The 14854-nt window shown below is 36.3% G+C and carries 16 protein-coding genes and 1 other RNA gene; 5 read left to right on the top strand and 12 right to left on the bottom strand.

Translation table 11 applies throughout. The annotated features are described in order from the left end of the window. Window positions 1–538: 538 nt before the first annotated feature. Entirely contained in the window at window positions 539–901 is a 363-nt protein-coding gene (locus AB3I00_RS10635) for a hypothetical protein (RefSeq protein ID WP_002310196.1), read from the bottom strand. A 75-nt stretch (window positions 902–976) separates the two neighbouring features. Beyond that, window positions 977–1357, bottom strand: coding sequence for a CvfD/Ygs/GSP13 family RNA-binding post-transcriptional regulator (locus AB3I00_RS10630; protein ID WP_002290989.1), 381 nt, complete (start codon window positions 1355–1357; stop codon window positions 977–979). A gap of 63 nt (window positions 1358–1420) precedes the next feature. Here AB3I00_RS10630 and AB3I00_RS10625 point away from each other — a divergent pair, with 63 nt between their 5' ends. Next, entirely contained in the window at window positions 1421–2614 is a 1194-nt protein-coding gene (locus tag AB3I00_RS10625) for a MalY/PatB family protein (RefSeq protein WP_368025183.1), read from the top strand. Window positions 2615–2689: 75 nt separating this feature from the next. Here the strand turns inward: AB3I00_RS10625 and AB3I00_RS10620 are convergent, their stop codons facing one another. Further along, window positions 2690–3274, bottom strand: coding sequence for a peptidylprolyl isomerase (locus tag AB3I00_RS10620; protein WP_002290993.1), 585 nt, complete (start codon window positions 3272–3274; stop codon window positions 2690–2692). A gap of 210 nt (window positions 3275–3484) precedes the next feature. Between AB3I00_RS10620 and AB3I00_RS10615 the strand changes: the two genes are divergently transcribed. Beyond that, window positions 3485–4483 (top strand): NAD(P)/FAD-dependent oxidoreductase, encoded by a 999-nt coding sequence (locus AB3I00_RS10615; RefSeq protein WP_368025181.1) that lies wholly within the window; start codon window positions 3485–3487, stop codon window positions 4481–4483. A 110-nt stretch (window positions 4484–4593) separates the two neighbouring features. Continuing rightward, window positions 4594–5103: a phosphatidylglycerophosphatase A gene (locus AB3I00_RS10610; protein ID WP_002290997.1), complete on the top strand. Its 510-nt coding sequence runs from the start codon at window positions 4594–4596 to the stop codon at window positions 5101–5103. 26 nt (window positions 5104–5129) lie between these two features. On the opposite strand, the gene AB3I00_RS10605 is transcribed toward AB3I00_RS10610, so the two are convergent. The 6 genes from AB3I00_RS10605 to tadA form a co-directional block, all read right to left on the bottom strand. Continuing rightward, the gene (locus tag AB3I00_RS10605; RefSeq protein WP_002310190.1) at window positions 5130–5789 is read right to left on the bottom strand and encodes a TIGR01906 family membrane protein; all 660 of its coding nucleotides are present in this window, start codon (window positions 5787–5789) and stop codon (window positions 5130–5132) included. 1 nt (window position 5790) lies between these two features. Further along, complete coding sequence (locus tag AB3I00_RS10600; RefSeq protein WP_002290999.1) at window positions 5791–6555, bottom strand: TIGR01457 family HAD-type hydrolase; 765 nt, start codon at window positions 6553–6555, stop codon at window positions 5791–5793. A gap of 7 nt (window positions 6556–6562) precedes the next feature. Next, complete coding sequence (locus AB3I00_RS10595; RefSeq protein ID WP_002328966.1) at window positions 6563–7240, bottom strand: YutD family protein; 678 nt, start codon at window positions 7238–7240, stop codon at window positions 6563–6565. Window positions 7241–7276: 36 nt separating this feature from the next. Continuing rightward, window positions 7277–8662 carry a bifunctional UDP-sugar hydrolase/5'-nucleotidase gene (locus AB3I00_RS10590; protein ID WP_002328965.1) on the bottom strand — a complete coding sequence of 462 codons (1386 nt, stop codon included), beginning with the start codon at window positions 8660–8662 and terminating at the stop codon, window positions 7277–7279. A gap of 220 nt (window positions 8663–8882) precedes the next feature. Beyond that, window positions 8883–8967: signal recognition particle sRNA small type (gene ffs / locus AB3I00_RS10585), an RNA gene on the bottom strand. A 40-nt stretch (window positions 8968–9007) separates the two neighbouring features. Beyond that, window positions 9008–9505 carry a tRNA adenosine(34) deaminase TadA gene (gene tadA / locus AB3I00_RS10580; RefSeq protein WP_002291003.1) on the bottom strand — a complete coding sequence of 166 codons (498 nt, stop codon included), beginning with the start codon at window positions 9503–9505 and terminating at the stop codon, window positions 9008–9010. A gap of 106 nt (window positions 9506–9611) precedes the next feature. On the opposite strand from tadA, the gene AB3I00_RS10575 reads away from it, so the two are divergent. Beyond that, entirely contained in the window at window positions 9612–10469 is an 858-nt protein-coding gene (locus AB3I00_RS10575) for a helix-turn-helix domain-containing protein (RefSeq protein ID WP_002315790.1), read from the top strand. A gap of 80 nt (window positions 10470–10549) precedes the next feature. Here AB3I00_RS10575 and AB3I00_RS10570 read toward each other — a convergent pair whose 3' ends face one another. The 3 genes from AB3I00_RS10570 to AB3I00_RS10560 form a co-directional block, all read right to left on the bottom strand. Continuing rightward, complete coding sequence (locus tag AB3I00_RS10570; RefSeq protein ID WP_002291007.1) at window positions 10550–10885, bottom strand: hypothetical protein; 336 nt, start codon at window positions 10883–10885, stop codon at window positions 10550–10552. A gap of 75 nt (window positions 10886–10960) precedes the next feature. Continuing rightward, window positions 10961–12331, bottom strand: a complete 1371-nt coding sequence (locus tag AB3I00_RS10565) for an RsmF rRNA methyltransferase first C-terminal domain-containing protein (protein WP_002335488.1) — start codon at window positions 12329–12331, stop codon at window positions 10961–10963. A 77-nt stretch (window positions 12332–12408) separates the two neighbouring features. Further along, window positions 12409–12945: a TetR/AcrR family transcriptional regulator gene (locus AB3I00_RS10560; protein ID WP_025477330.1), complete on the bottom strand. Its 537-nt coding sequence runs from the start codon at window positions 12943–12945 to the stop codon at window positions 12409–12411. A gap of 319 nt (window positions 12946–13264) precedes the next feature. On the opposite strand from AB3I00_RS10560, the gene AB3I00_RS10555 reads away from it, so the two are divergent. Further along, window positions 13265–14755 (top strand): helix-turn-helix domain-containing protein, encoded by a 1491-nt coding sequence (locus tag AB3I00_RS10555; RefSeq protein ID WP_070704724.1) that lies wholly within the window; start codon window positions 13265–13267, stop codon window positions 14753–14755. Window positions 14756–14854: the final 99 nt, after the last annotated feature.

The raw sequence follows: 14854 nt of genomic DNA, 5'->3' as shown, positions 1-14854 counted from the left end.
TCGATTTGTTTTTGGCTGCCGTAGCAACTTTTATATCATATCAGAGTATCAAGTAATTGTCAACTCTTTTTTAAAAGTTTTTTCGATTTCGTTTTTCGAAATCTTTCAGCAGCTCATTTATCATAACTCATCGTTTGTTATTTGTCAAGAACTTTTTTGAAGTTTTTTTCGATAGAATCAAGCTTCGCAAGTTGTTCTTTTTTAACGACTCAGTTATCTTATCATGTCATTATCAACATGTCAACAACTATTTTTTAAGTTTTTTCAGAAACGTGATATAACGTCCACTTCCAGAATCAACGCTGTTAAATTTATCATGTATTTCTTCCTTGGTCAACTATAAATTAAGCATTACTTTGTGAAATGATTTTTCGATCAATTATTATTATTCGTTATACAACCGTTTTCTACATATTTTGAAAATAAAATGCACTAAAAAATTATCTATAGCAGAACATTTCAATGTCTTTTCTGGATCAAACAATAAAAAAAGAAGTTTGAAAAAAATTCAAACTTCTTTGTTCGCTTAATCTGTATTTTAGAAGAAAGGCACTCCCTCTACTTCGTAAGTTCCAAGAACAGAGCGCATTTGACCTGGTTCTTCCCAAATATATCCTTCGCCTAATTCTTCTCTTTGATTCTTTTGTTCAGTCTCAAAGACAAACAACGGAACATTTTCCTGATTAATATGTGTATTTGTCAATTCCATCAAACTAATCTTGCTAACATCGATATGAACTATTTCTTTTAAGAAATTAAGTATATTCGCTAAACCAGTCTTCCCTTCAGAAAGTTCCGCTAACGCAAATTCCAACTTGTCATCAATTGAATGGACCAAAAATTTTTTAGAACCATCCTCCAAATGCAACATAATTGTACCAGCAACTCTTTTGCTTGCCAAAATTTCCACCTCGATCACCTTGTTCTATGGCTTACATAAAAATTCTAGCACATTTTCAGAAAAAATACACACTTTTTATTTCTTATTTTCTTTCCGTTCTAATTCAGATAACGCTTCTTCTATCCAAATAGGTAACTGCTCCGCAATAGTAGCAAAACCGATTTTACGATTTTTATTCGTGAAATATCTTTTTCTACGATAAGGAACAGCTGGATTTGTTTTTTCTAATGTTCTTAAAGATAAACTGATTTTTTTGGAATATTCATCAATGTCGATGATCTGAACGGTTACTGGCTGCCCGACTTTTAACAATGAATGGATATTTTTCGTATAACCGGATTGTACTTCCGAAACATGAATAAGTCCTTGCGTCTCATTATCAAGAGAGACGAATGCCCCATAAGGCTGTATCCCTGTTACTTTTCCTTCAATTATTTGTCCAATTTTATAAGTCATCTACTTCCCTCTCTTCGCATTTATCATTATACTGTAAATAGCTCAAAAAAAGAAGCGACGAAAATGACTGGAGGTATTGAGATGATCGAATTTGATAAAAAGATTTCAAGAAAAGATACAGAAAGTGTAAAATGGGACGCGATTGCCGAGACATATCAAATGGATGATTTACTTCCTTTGTGGGTAGCAGATATGGATTTCTTATCTCCCGAGGGGGTAGCTAATGCGTTTAGTGAATACATCAAACACGGAATCTTTGGTTATGCCACTCTGTCTGATAAACTCTATCAGGCTATCATTCATTGGGAACGTCAACGCCATGCTGTTGAGTTGACGAAAGAAAATATTGTTTTTACAAGTGGTGTGTTGACTAGTTTAGCTGCAGCAGTACAAACTTTTACAAAACCAGGTGATTCTATTTTGATTCACGACCCAGTTTATCCTCCATTTTCCTCTATTATAGAAACAAATCAACGTCACATTGTTCGAAGCTCTTTGCTAGAAAAAAATAATCATTTTGTCATGGACTTTTCTGACATGGAGAAAAAAATAGAAGAAAACAATGTAAAAGCAATGATCTTGTGCAATCCTCATAATCCAGGAGGTCGCGTTTGGAACAAAGAAGAATTGAAACAGTTAAGCGAATTGTGTTTAAAACATCAAGTGTTTCTGTTTAGTGACGAAATCCATCAAGATTTGACTTTATTCGATCATACATTTACTTCCATGCTGACGATTAATCCCGATTTGGACGATTTGCTCATTGCCTTTACTTCTGCAACAAAGACTTTCAATTTAGCTGCAATCAAAAATTCAATGGTATTTATCAAAAACCCAGAGCTGAAAGCTAAATTTGAAAAACATCTAGTGATGAATCAACAGCACGAAATCAACACTTTTGGTTTGATTGGGACTCAAGCGGCTTATGAGACCGGTGGAGAATGGTTAAACCAACTGATTCCTTATCTAGAAAAAAATGTTCAAACAGTTAATCAGTTTTTTGAACAGCATCTTCCGAAAGTGAGAATAATGAGCCCTGAAGGAACTTATTTAATGTGGTTGGATTTTACCGCTTATATTTCAGATGACCAAAAATTAGAGAATACTCTAGTGAGAAAAGGAAAAGTCGTATTAAATCCTGGTATCACATTTGGTCCTTCCGGTCATGGACATATGCGCTTGAATATTGCTTGTCCAGAAGAGACTTTACTAGAAGGACTTCATCGAATCAAGCACGCTTTAGAAACAACTGAATAAATCAGTTATCAAAGTAAAAGGACGAGACCTTACTAGGTTTCGTCCTTTTCTATAAATACTCCGTATCATACCAAACTATTCTGAAATTTCGATTGTTTCAATCACTACGTCATGTACAGGGCGGTCTTGTGGACCACGTTGCACATTTGCAATTTCATCTACTGTATCCATTCCTTCCAGTACATGTCCAAAGACTGTATGTCGGAAATCTAGCCAAGGGGTTCCGCCACCTTTATACGCTTCAATGATTTCTGATGGGAATCCAGCACCTTCCAATTGTCCAAGCATATTAGCTGGCACATTTGTGTTATTTACAATAAAGAATTGGCTTCCGTTTGTGTTTGGACCTGAATTTGCCATAGATAAAGCTCCGCGAAGGTTGAACAGTTCACGACTGAATTCATCTTCAAAACTTTCGCCATAAATACTTTCTCCACCCATCCCTGTTCCAGTTGGATCGCCGCCTTGAATCATGAAATCAGGAATAACACGGTGAAAAATCACGCCATCATAATAACCTTTTTTGGAAAGTTCAATGAAATTTTGAACCGTCTTCGGTGCTAGTTCAGGGAATAATTGGACAGTAATATCACCACGGTTTGTTTTGATAACAGCTTTTGGTCCTTTTTCACTTTTTAAATCTAGTTGTGGGAATCCCATATTGTTTCCTCCTATTATTTGCATACTTCATAAATAATAATAACATAATACCTAACCTTCCGTAAAAATACTAGATTTGTTTTTCTTTATTTTTTCATCACTGCCTGCATTCCATGAATAAATTCTATGACTGACCATTTCAACTTCAAATATTTTTGAGAAGCATTCTCAATTAAATTCTGCTATAGTGTGAAAAGGGAGGAATTTTTTATGGAAATCTATGACATTACAATTATCGGTGCAGGTCCTGTGGGGATGTTTGCCGCTTTTTATGCAGGAATGCGCCAAGCTAAAACAAAAATCATTGACAGTCTACCTCAACTTGGTGGTCAATTAGCAACATTATATCCTGAAAAATATATTTACGATATCCCAGGTTATCCAGCAATCAAAGCAAGTGAATTAATCGATCAATTAGAAAAACAGTTAACTACTTTTAACCATACATTTCATTTAAAAGAAGAAGTTCTCTCGCTTACTCGTGAAGACGAAGTTATCGAGATCACTACAAATAAAGGCATACATTATTCTAAAGCAGTCATTTTAGCTTTAGGAAATGGTTCATTCCAGCCAAGAAAATTGAATTTAGATAATGCTGAAGCATTCGAAAACCACGGATTGGATTATTTCGTAAATGATTTGATGAAATATGCCGGAAAAAAAGTTGCTATTGCTGGAGGCGGCGATTCTGCTATCGATTGGGCATTGATGTTGGAGCCTATTGCAAGCGAAGTTTACCTGATCCATCGTCGTCCGGAATTCCGTGCGCATGAACATAGCGTATCACGTTTGAAGTCTTCATCTGTCAACTTGCTTACTCCATATCTAATCGATGGATTGTCTGGAAACGATGGAGAACTGTCAGATATCCGCTTAAAAAAAGTGAAGAGCGATGAAACAATTGATTTGATGATTGATGCTCTGATCGTCAATTATGGATTCACTTCTAATTTAGAACATCTCTCTTCTTGGGGACTTGATAGTACCAGAAATGCCATCACTATAAAATCAGATATGTCTACTTCTATTCCAGGTGTTTATGCAGCTGGTGATATCTGTACCTATGAAGGAAAAGTGAAACTGATTGCTACTGGGCTCGGTGAAGCACCTACCGCAGTGAACAATGCTTTACACTACATTAATCCAAAAGAACGGACTCAGCCTGGTCACAGCACAAGCTTATATGATAAAAATCTTCGTCCTAGTTGATTTTTTAGATTCCTCTGCATTTCAAGCGAGATCCGAAAGCAGTTTCTTGCATTTTTTTCATGTTCCGTTAACATGAAATAGAGAAAGAAAAATAAAGGGGGAGCAATAATATGGTCGTCAAAACTGAGACTTTAGAAGAAAAAGCAAGAGAACTATTGAAGGAACGTGGCGTAACTGTAGAAGATATCGCACAACTTGTCATGTTTTTACAAAAAGACTATATTTCTGATTTGACTTTGGCAGATTGTACTGAAAGTGTCAACAGCGTATTAACAAAACGTGAAGTACATAACGCCATTATCACCGGAATCCAATTAGATATATTAGCAGAAAAGAAAAGATTGATGGATCCGTTGCAACACATTATAGAAGATGACGAAGGTCTTTACGGTATCGATGAGATCTTAGCTTTATCAATCGTGAATGTTTACGGTACGATTGGCTTTACAAACTATGGCTATATCGATAAAGTGAAACCTGGTATTTTAAAAGAACTAAACAGCCACGATGGCGTTCATGTCCATACCTTCTTAGATGATATCGTCGGAGCAATCGCCGCTGCTGCTGCCAGTCGATTAGCACACAAAGAACCAGAAAAAAGAAGTCGACTTACTCAATAAATCAAAAAAAGAAAGAAAACGTCTATTTAGACGAGTTCTTTCTTTTTTGTTTGTTTCAAACTATTTTTCCCTAAGAAAAGAAAAATAGCAAAAAATACTTCTAATACTACAAAGAACAAGATAAAGCTATGCATGAAAAATTCTTCTGGAAGTACATTGATGATTGGATCAGTTACAGGATCGAATAACCAGTCATCGTTGTTGAAAAACGTTTCATGAAAAAGGATAAAAAAGCGATCAAATCCAATCATCATGAAAAAACCGAAAATAACTGGCAGCAACATGCCAATCTGAAACGGACGAATCAATCGCCAAAGACGATCATTCTTTTGCAAATATCTGATAAACAAAATACTTGGGATCAGAGTGATGAAAAATACAGCATAATCCACTAAAAACAAAATTTTCACTTCATAAAAATGATGAGCGCCGCTAGCAGAAACTGGAAAGTCCGGCAAACTGAGGACTGTTTGGAAGGGATTATTAAGATAATTCATCAGGTGATCAAAATTTTTCAGTAATGTCTCTTGGTCTAAAGAAGTATAATCCAAAATATGCAAATGTCCGATATCAAATACATACAGCGGTCGAAAATTGATCGTCACTCCAACTGCCAAACTGATCAGCGTCAGAAACAGGCTGAATAATCCGGCATATTCCAACCACCGCCATCTCGAATTTTTCATATTAGAAGCTCCATTCATCCAATGATCGTTTCACATAGGTAGCTGGGATAGGCAGCCCAGGTACATCTTCTTCTTTTGTGAAACCTGATAAAACGAGCAAAGTATCGATATTATTACGTATCCCTGCTTGGATATCTGTTTCATAGTTATCTCCAACCATGATTACTTCTTCTTTTTGCAGACCTAATACTTCAACGGCTTTATCCATAATGATTGCTTCTGGTTTTCCGATATAAATTGGTGGAGTTTGGGTTGCTGTCTCGACGAAAGAGATGACTGACCCAGCTCCAGGAAGAAGACCTCGTTCTGTAGGTATATTCTTATCCGGATTCGTTCCAATGAAAGTAGCCCCTTTTTGAATAGCAAGAGTTGCTTTGACGACCTTTTCATAGGTCAAATAATTATCTAGCCCTACTACTACATAGTCAGGAACCTCTTCTTCCCATGTAAATCCGGCAGCTAAAATCAAGTCAATCAATCCGGCTTCTCCGATAACATACACTTTTTTTCCTTTTCCATCTGTTTTCATGAAATCAATTGTAGCCAAAGTAGCTGTATAAACTGTTTCTGGTGCTACATGAATGTCAAACTCATCTGCTAGACGATTAGCCACTGTTTCTGGCGACTTAGTCGTGTTATTCGTAACAAATAAGAAAGGCAATTTCCTTTTTTGTAATTCTTCCACAAACCGTTTTCCTGCCGGTATAGGTTCCGTCCCGCGATAAATCGTCCCGTCTAAATCAATTAAATATCCTTTATAATCCATTCATCCACTACTCTTCCCTTTTTCTTATCGTAAATGCTGTTTTTGTTTTTTCCACTTGTTTAGATTGTTCCTGTTTTTTTACTTTTTCAGAGGTTTTTGCTGACTCTGTTTTTCGGTTTTTAATAACCGGTTTTTTGCGATTCGATGTGACTGGTCCTTTTTTCTCATCGATATACGCACGATTATGGTTTTTTTTCTTTTTTCGGCGCTGAGTTGTCTTTTCTTTTTTACCGCCGATTCTTTCGATGACAAAATACGCACAACCAAAATTGCAATATTCGTAAAGATAGTCTTCCAATGAATCAATTCGCTGATCCGGATGTGCCCGTCGATTATCCGCTCGGAAGAATCCTTTTAAACGTAGTTGTTCATAACCCCAATCTCCTACGATATAATCATATCGGGCTAATACATCACTGTATCGTTCTCCCAGTTTTTCTGCATTAAATCCTTCACGATAATCGGACACAAGCCGATAATGTCTTTCGCCTACCAAAAAATTACTGTCATCTAACAGCGTCACTAATTCACCTTTGACTTTTTCTGCTTTCGGCTCCTCGACGATTTCTTCCAAAGCAGCTGTCAATTCTTCTGTGACTGTTTTTTCCTGTTCAGCTGACGACTTTTTCTTAGCAATTTCTGTTTTATGCTCAACGTTCTGCTGTTCATTTTGTTTTGCAGACATGCGTTCACCACCTATCTTTTTTATTATACCTTGTTTTTATTTGATTGGGTAGTGAGCTTTCAAGTAATCTCCTACCACGCTTCGGATAAATTCAGGAAACAAAAATTCATTTTTTCCAACAATTTCGATCGTTGGAAAAAATGGGACAAACATTAGATGATCGACGGTAGTAAAAGTATAATTTTTAGTCGGATCGACTGGCTTGTTCTTCCAAAATACTTGGTGGTTAACAGAATCATACGTGATTCCATTATAGACCATCTGTCCAAAAATCTTGCCGCGAAATCCCATTCCCTTCATCGGATAGTTACGTAAAAAAAGACGATTTTTTTCTATTTCTAAAACTAAACGAATCAGATCATTTCCACCCAATGTGACATTCAGCAAGTGCATTGGATGTGGCAATGCCGTGTGAAGCTGATCTTGATTGACCCGTCCTTTTGGAATTTCAGTTAAAAACAGACCACTGTTTAATATTGCGGCGTCCGTCTTTCCTCGTTCTTTCACCGCCTCAAGGGCTACTTGGATAAACGAATGCTCACTGAAGATATCTAGGCTTAAAGAAAACGGCAAATCCGCTACTTCTTTTTCTTTTAACAGCTCATGCCCCTGTTCTAAGTAACCGTTTACCTCTTGTTCATCTTCTGTAAAAGCTGTCATTGTTTCTGTAGGGATGGCTTTGGCCGAATGCTTAAGGATTTTTTTTTCTTCATCGATGGTTAAATGGACTTCTCCCACATACTGACCGTATTTGCCAGCTGCTGCTATTTGGACATCGTTGACTACATGACCTTCTCTGAATAAATGATGGGTGTGCGAACCTAAAATAACATCAATTGCTGGTATTTCTTTTGCAATTTGTAAATCATCTTGAATCCCGAGATGACTCATCAAAACTAAAACATCCACTTGTGGACGTAAATCTTCGACTAATTCCGGCAAAATATCATATGGATTGCGTATGTCCCAGCCATTTGGATTATACGTAAGCGGGAACGGGGCAGTAAATGCAATCAAGCCAATTTTTGTCTGGTGTTTCGTTGTAATGATTTTATACGGTTTCGTCCATATCGGTGGCTGCAACGTATTTTTATCGAACAAGTTATCAAGGATGATATCAAACTCAGCATGATCATATAAATGATTTAGATCTTCTTTGGAATTTCCTACGCCTTCATTGTTTCCTATCGTCGCTGCATCATAACCAACTTCATTCATCAGCAAGATATTCGCCTGTCCATTCGTTGCCTCTGATAATGGATGCCAACGATCCACAAAATCACCTAGATCGACTGCAATCGTTGTCGTATTTTCTTTCTTTTCGTTTTCTCGTTTACGCTGATCTAAGAATCTTCTGATCCTTGGCCAATTTTCTAAATGTGAATGCAGATCATTCGTATGTAAAATCACTATTTTTTCCATGTGTCCTCTCGCCTCTCTTTATCTTCATCATACCACAGGCAGCTTTTTCTTCCATTGAAACAAGCTCCATTTCAGAGCTTTTCCTGCCTAAAAGCAAATTACATAAGTATAATATTCGATAAAATAGTCTGGCTAAAAGAACGAAAAACCATTCAGTTTTATAGCCTAATTATTTCTAGAAATAAAAAAAAAACAGACCCGAAAGTCTGTCGTCGTTTTATTATAATCAGACACATGGCGGAACCTGCTTAGTGCTGCTTCCTTCCAGACCTGACACGCTTCACAAGCCCACCATTGTCCTAGCCTTTCGGCAAAGAATAGTATACCTTATTTTTCATTCGTTGACTAGTCTTTTTTTAATTTCTTTTTTCGCTGACGTAGCTTTCGAAAAAAGTCAGTCAAAATCATCCCGCATTCGTCTTCTAAAATGCCACCTTCTACATACGCTTGATGGTTGAATCGTTCGTCTTCCAAAAGATTCATCAAAGTGCCGGCTGTTCCGCCTTTCGGGTCATATGCACCGAAATAAACTTCTGCTACACGAGACAAAATCATCGCGCCACTGCACATAGGACAAGGTTCCAAGGTAACAAAAAGAGACGCATTTTCTAAGCGCCAACTTCCAACTTTTTCACAGGCTTCCTTGATTGCAAGCATTTCTGCATGTGTAGTAGCATCTTGTGTCGTTTCTCTAAGGTTATATCCTTTTCCAATTACTTCTCCCTCTAATACAACCACTGCTCCAATCGGAACCTCATGGAGCACTTCTGCTTTTTTTGCTTCTGCCAATGCAAGGCGCATCCATTTTTCTTTATCTACTGCATCAAGATTTGTATTAACCAATTATTCTTCCCTGCCTTTGTTTTTTCTTGTTTTACTTTAGCATATGACAAAAAGGCTGTAACTAACTTTTTTTTCTATGGTAAAATAAATACAAGAGGTGAACAAGATGAAAATGAATAAATTACTTGCTCTTTACCCACAAGCACAGAAAAAAAGCTGTCCAGCGTCAGAAGCTGATATCCTTTCTTTTGCAGTTGATGATGCTTTTATTTGGATCAAAAGCGATTCACTATCCCAACAAGAAACTAGTCTTTTGAAAGCGTTATTCCCTATAGTCAGCGATCAAAAAAAACATCCATGGTATCACTATCTTTTTAAAGATGCTTCTTGCATCCAAGAAAAAAGCTTTCGCTTGATCCAGCTTCACGTCGAATCGAAAGGAGAATTCTTAAAAAAAGAATGGCAAGATACTATTTTGGAATTATTTCGCTATTCTGCTGATTTCTTCTTTTATACAGATACTGATGCTCTCTTGATCGAACAAAAAAATTGTGATTATCTTGATGCTGCTGAGATCAATGGTATTTTTCTATCTTTAGATGCTGATTTTGATACGACAACGTCTGTATTCGTTGGTTCTTTTCATTCACCAGGTAGCGACCTTGTCCCTTTGTTTGCTGAAGAAAGAAGAATTTTTTTAACAGAGCAAAACAATCTCTATACTCACAGCCGTACTTTTTCTATGCAAGATGTTGCTTTACATTACTATACAAAAGATGTCATGAAAGATAGTGCGTTGATCAAAAGTTACATAGAACTGATCAAACAAAATGAAATGGAAGAGATCATTCAAGAATTATGGAATGAATTAGGTAATGTCAGCTCTGCTGCAAAAACATTGTTTCTTCATCGGAATACGCTAAAATATCGAATCGAAAAATTTCAAGAACAATCAGGTTTCAATCTAAAAAAAGCCAATGATTTACTGTTTTGCTACCTTTTATTGATTCATGAACATGATTAAAGATAAGTTAAAGGGGTTATGACAAAAATTTTGTCACAACCCCTTATTTCGAATGAATAGTGTTCAAAAGCTAGTTTCTCTTACATCATTTTTTCAACAAAATGCATAAGGCGATCTTTTACGTCTTCGGTTGAGTCTTTGATGGAATCACCGTAAACAGAGATTTTCTTTTTTCCTGATTTTATTTTTGCTAACATCCCCATCAAAGAATCCAAGTCACTATCTGACAGATCATCTACGATTTCCATCAATTTTTCATTTCCATCGAATTTGTCATGGACGAATTTTTTTACTTTTGTCCGAGTAGTCATATGATGGATCTTTTCCATTACTTTTCCCGATACGACGACTGCTGTCGCTACACTGGCAGCGGCTGCTACGCTTAATCCAATTGTTACTTTTGTTGATGTTTTCATAAGTATCAGCTCCTTTTTATCTACTTCAATCATAGCATAGACAAAAAAATAAACGAACTAATCCACTCATCGAAATCAGCGAAATCTTAATCCTTTAGGAAAAAAGTTCTTTACTGTTCCTTTTACTTGTTTACCAAAACCGACAGGTATCTTATCCAATACTAATAAAACCCATCCTTGATCCCCATCACGTTGAAATGTTTCTCCTGCTGTGTAAGATTGCCATTCCTTTTGAGTGATCGACAAACAAGGGATGTTTTCTGTCTTTTTCATAGCAAGTGCTAAGGCATAGCTAGGTTCAAATCGATTCTTTTTGAAATCTCCTAAATGCAAACCTGTACGCATGACTTTCAAACCATCAAGAGAAGGGAGCAACTCAGGAACTTCCCAAAGATGATCGTTGAACACTAAAAGTCTCCCAGTGATTTCATAATGGAAATCCATTGAAAATTCCGTCCAAAGTTTTTCCTGTTCTTTTGTCAATTGTTCTTTCCGTTTCTTACGTACTTTCTTTTCTTTACACGTCGGGTTTTGTCCATGAAAAGTCAACTTTGCGACAAAATGCCCTTCTCCTTGATTTTCATGAGGCCATATACGTACTGTTTTGTCCAAACCATCTACGCTTCCCCATTCAGGACGTCCTGAACTAACGGTTTGAGACAAAGGGATTTCTTCAATTGTTACTGGATAATTTTCTACAAGCCAGCTAATAATCTCTTCATTTTCTTCTGGTGCAAACGTACAAGTAGAGTAGATCAGCTGCCCTTCATGTTTTAGCATCTTTATTGCTGAAGACAAAATCTCTTGCTGACGTTTTTGACAGTGTAGCGGAGATTCTTCTGTCCACTCTTTTACTGCATTCGGGTCTTTTCTGAACATCCCTTCCCCTGAACAAGGCGCATCAACCACGATCCGATCAAAAAAACCGGAAAAATGAGGAACAAGCTCTGCAGGTGCATGATTTGTCACTATTGCGTTCGAAACTCCCCATCGTTCTATATTTTCTGATAGGATTTTCGCGCGTTTCGGAAATATCTCATTTGACACTAATAACCCTTTGCCTCTCATTTGAGCAGCTAATTGGGTCGATTTACCGCCGGGAGCCGCACACAAATCCAACACTTTTTCTCCGGGTTTTGCTGCAGCAGCTGTTCCAACGATCATTGCACTTGGTTCTTGGCTATATTCGTACCCAGCTTGATGGAGGAAAGACTTTCCATTCACAGTGCCAAGAAATCCCTCATTGCTGTAGGGAGCGGGTTGCAATTCTTCGCTATGGTAAGTTTGAACCATAGCCAATCCTGCCGGTTTTAGTGGATTCCACCGAAATCCTTTTTTTGCGCTTCCTTGCTCAAGTGCGCAAAAAAATTCAGTTGATTCTTCGCCTAAAAGAAGACGGTATTTTTTGATAAATTGCTGTGGTAACGTTGTAGCTTCCTCCTTCATTCAAATGTTTCGTTAGACATTTTACAATCTTTTTTACGAAAAATAAAGGTGGCTGATCTACTTTTTCATGTTGCTTCCTAAGATAACTGGTCCTTTAAGATACTTTCCAAGTATTCATCCGTCACCTCGTTTTTATCCCAAACAGCGTTCATCGTTTCAAAAAAATCTTGAGAAAAATTATCTGAGCTTAAACTTCCCAATGCATTAAGCCAAAGCAATTCAAGCAACTTTTCTTCTTTGATTTTCGTGTGGCTTTTGATGTATGAGAAAAATGGCCGTTTAAATAGCGAATTCATGTCTAATTCAGATTTTGCAATGATTCCACGGATACTTTCATGGATAGAAAAAAAATCTTTCAGCAAGTAGACTGTGCTTAGAACATCATTGGAATTGCATTCAGCTAAGTATCGTTCAAAGCAAACAGTGATTTCTTCTAATATTTTCTCCTTTAACCCGCTGATCGATTTGAAATGTGTATAAATCGGATATGTAGAGCACCCGCAGAAATCCGCCAGATCTCTTGCAGTAATTGATTTCATTCCATATTCTTCCACATATACCATACTTTTGAACAGCAAGTATTCTTTACTATAATTCGTTACTCTCCCCATTATTCTTACCTCCTTCCCTCTTCAACTACCCTCTAATAAATAACATACAAAATTAAAAAAATAGCGAAATAATCACTGATAACCTTCATAATCACTTTAGATATATCCATTAAAAATCAAGTATATTTACTTCTTATACAAGAAAGCCTTGACAAAACATCCTATGAAATAAACAATAGAATAAACAAGGTGATAACAAGATTTAAATAACAATATATACAAACAAAAGGCGGTACTCTGTGAGAATAACACACACTGAAATGACTTTCCACTCACAGTTTTTGTCTAACTATATACAAAAACAGAATAAAAGGAGGCTATTATGTTAATTGAAGCAAGAAAAAAAGAGTTGCTTGTTCTGCACAGGGTCATTCAAAAAAAAAATTGTTCTTTACAGGAATTAGCCAATGAATTGCATATTCCAAAACGAACAATCAAAGAGTTGATTCGGAAAGTAAATTTTTCGCTCAAGCAATTTTTATTGATGGAGGAATTTATTTATTCTAACCATAAAGGAGAGATCTACACCAAAGAAACCGATCAGCCTAAAAAGCTAGCTGTTTTTTATAAGTTAAGATTACGCTACCTACAAGAATCCAATCGTTTTAATTATTTAATGTTGCTGATCAATTATCCACAATCTGCTGTACCAAAAAAGTATTTACTTGAACAACTTTATATATCGCCCTCCTATCTCGAAAAGCTGACAAAACAGCTCAATCATTCATTAAATAAATTCCATTTAAGGATCGTATCTGTACAAAACTGCTGTGTTCTTGAAGGAAACGAATTATCTATCCGCCTTTATCTTTATTTTTTTCTTTCAGATACATTCGAAGGAGACGATTGGCCGTTTTCCTCTCTTGAATTAAATACACTAAAAAAGAAAAGTAAGGATGAGCACAGAGAAAAAAATCCAAAACAAGAAAAAAACATCTATTTATTACTTGCTTTATTCATATGTCGTAACAGACAACAGGCACGTTTTTCGAAAATTTCTCCTGAAATTACTGAATTAATGGATTTGTTGCAGCGTACACATGATTATTCAGAATGCTTTACTTCTTTTTCAGCGATTTATCCCTGTGAAGAGGTAGAAACGGAAAGAGCCTACTTCAATTATTTTTTCTATTGTTTTTTTCCAAATCAAATTTCATTCCAACAAAAACAGGTGATTGGTTTCTTATTTTCCACAAGCAAAAACCTTATTTGCCAACAAGTCGATCAATTGATGACTTACTTAACTCAACAGTTTCCTATCAATCATTTGGAAGACAAAAAACCGATCTATTTTTATTTTCTCGTACTAGCAGTTATTCTTTTGGAACTGTTAGGTGAATCTAGCAGTAGCTTTTCTACACTCTGCTTTCCAGAAACTACCTCCAATCAAACAGCTTCTTTTATACAGGAAAAAAAATTAAGAGAAAAAATCGACACAATTTTTTCAAACTCTAGAAAAAAAGTTCAATTAAGTCAATACCTTAGTCAATTGATCCAACACTTATTACAAACAGAAATGAAAGAACAATTACTCATCCACTTGCAGATAACCAAACCATTCACAGGGAATTACCATCTGCAAAGTCATTTACAGAAACTATTTCGCAATGAAGCAATCAAGATTATCGAATATCCTGAACATGCTGATTTGATTATTACAGATCAGCATGAGAAAATATCAGCTGAAACGGAAACTTTCTATCTAGATACAAACCACGATACAGTATTATTCGGTGAGTTGATAAAAGCGATTCAAGAACTGTATATGAAAAAAAGATATGAGAATAAAACAAAGAGCGTGGGACAAAAGTAAAGAACACTTTTGTCTCACGCTCTAAACACGTATAAACGACGGAAGCAGAAGCAACTCCTTCGGAAATAAGCTGAAATTCACAAAAATTTGAAAAGCAAT

This window comes from Enterococcus sp. C76, assembly GCF_040886985.1.
Classification (GTDB): Bacteria; Bacillota; Bacilli; order Lactobacillales; family Enterococcaceae; genus Enterococcus_B; species Enterococcus_B lactis.
The sequence above is the reverse complement of the archived record's forward strand: the minus strand, read 5'-3'. Positions and strand labels throughout refer to the sequence as shown.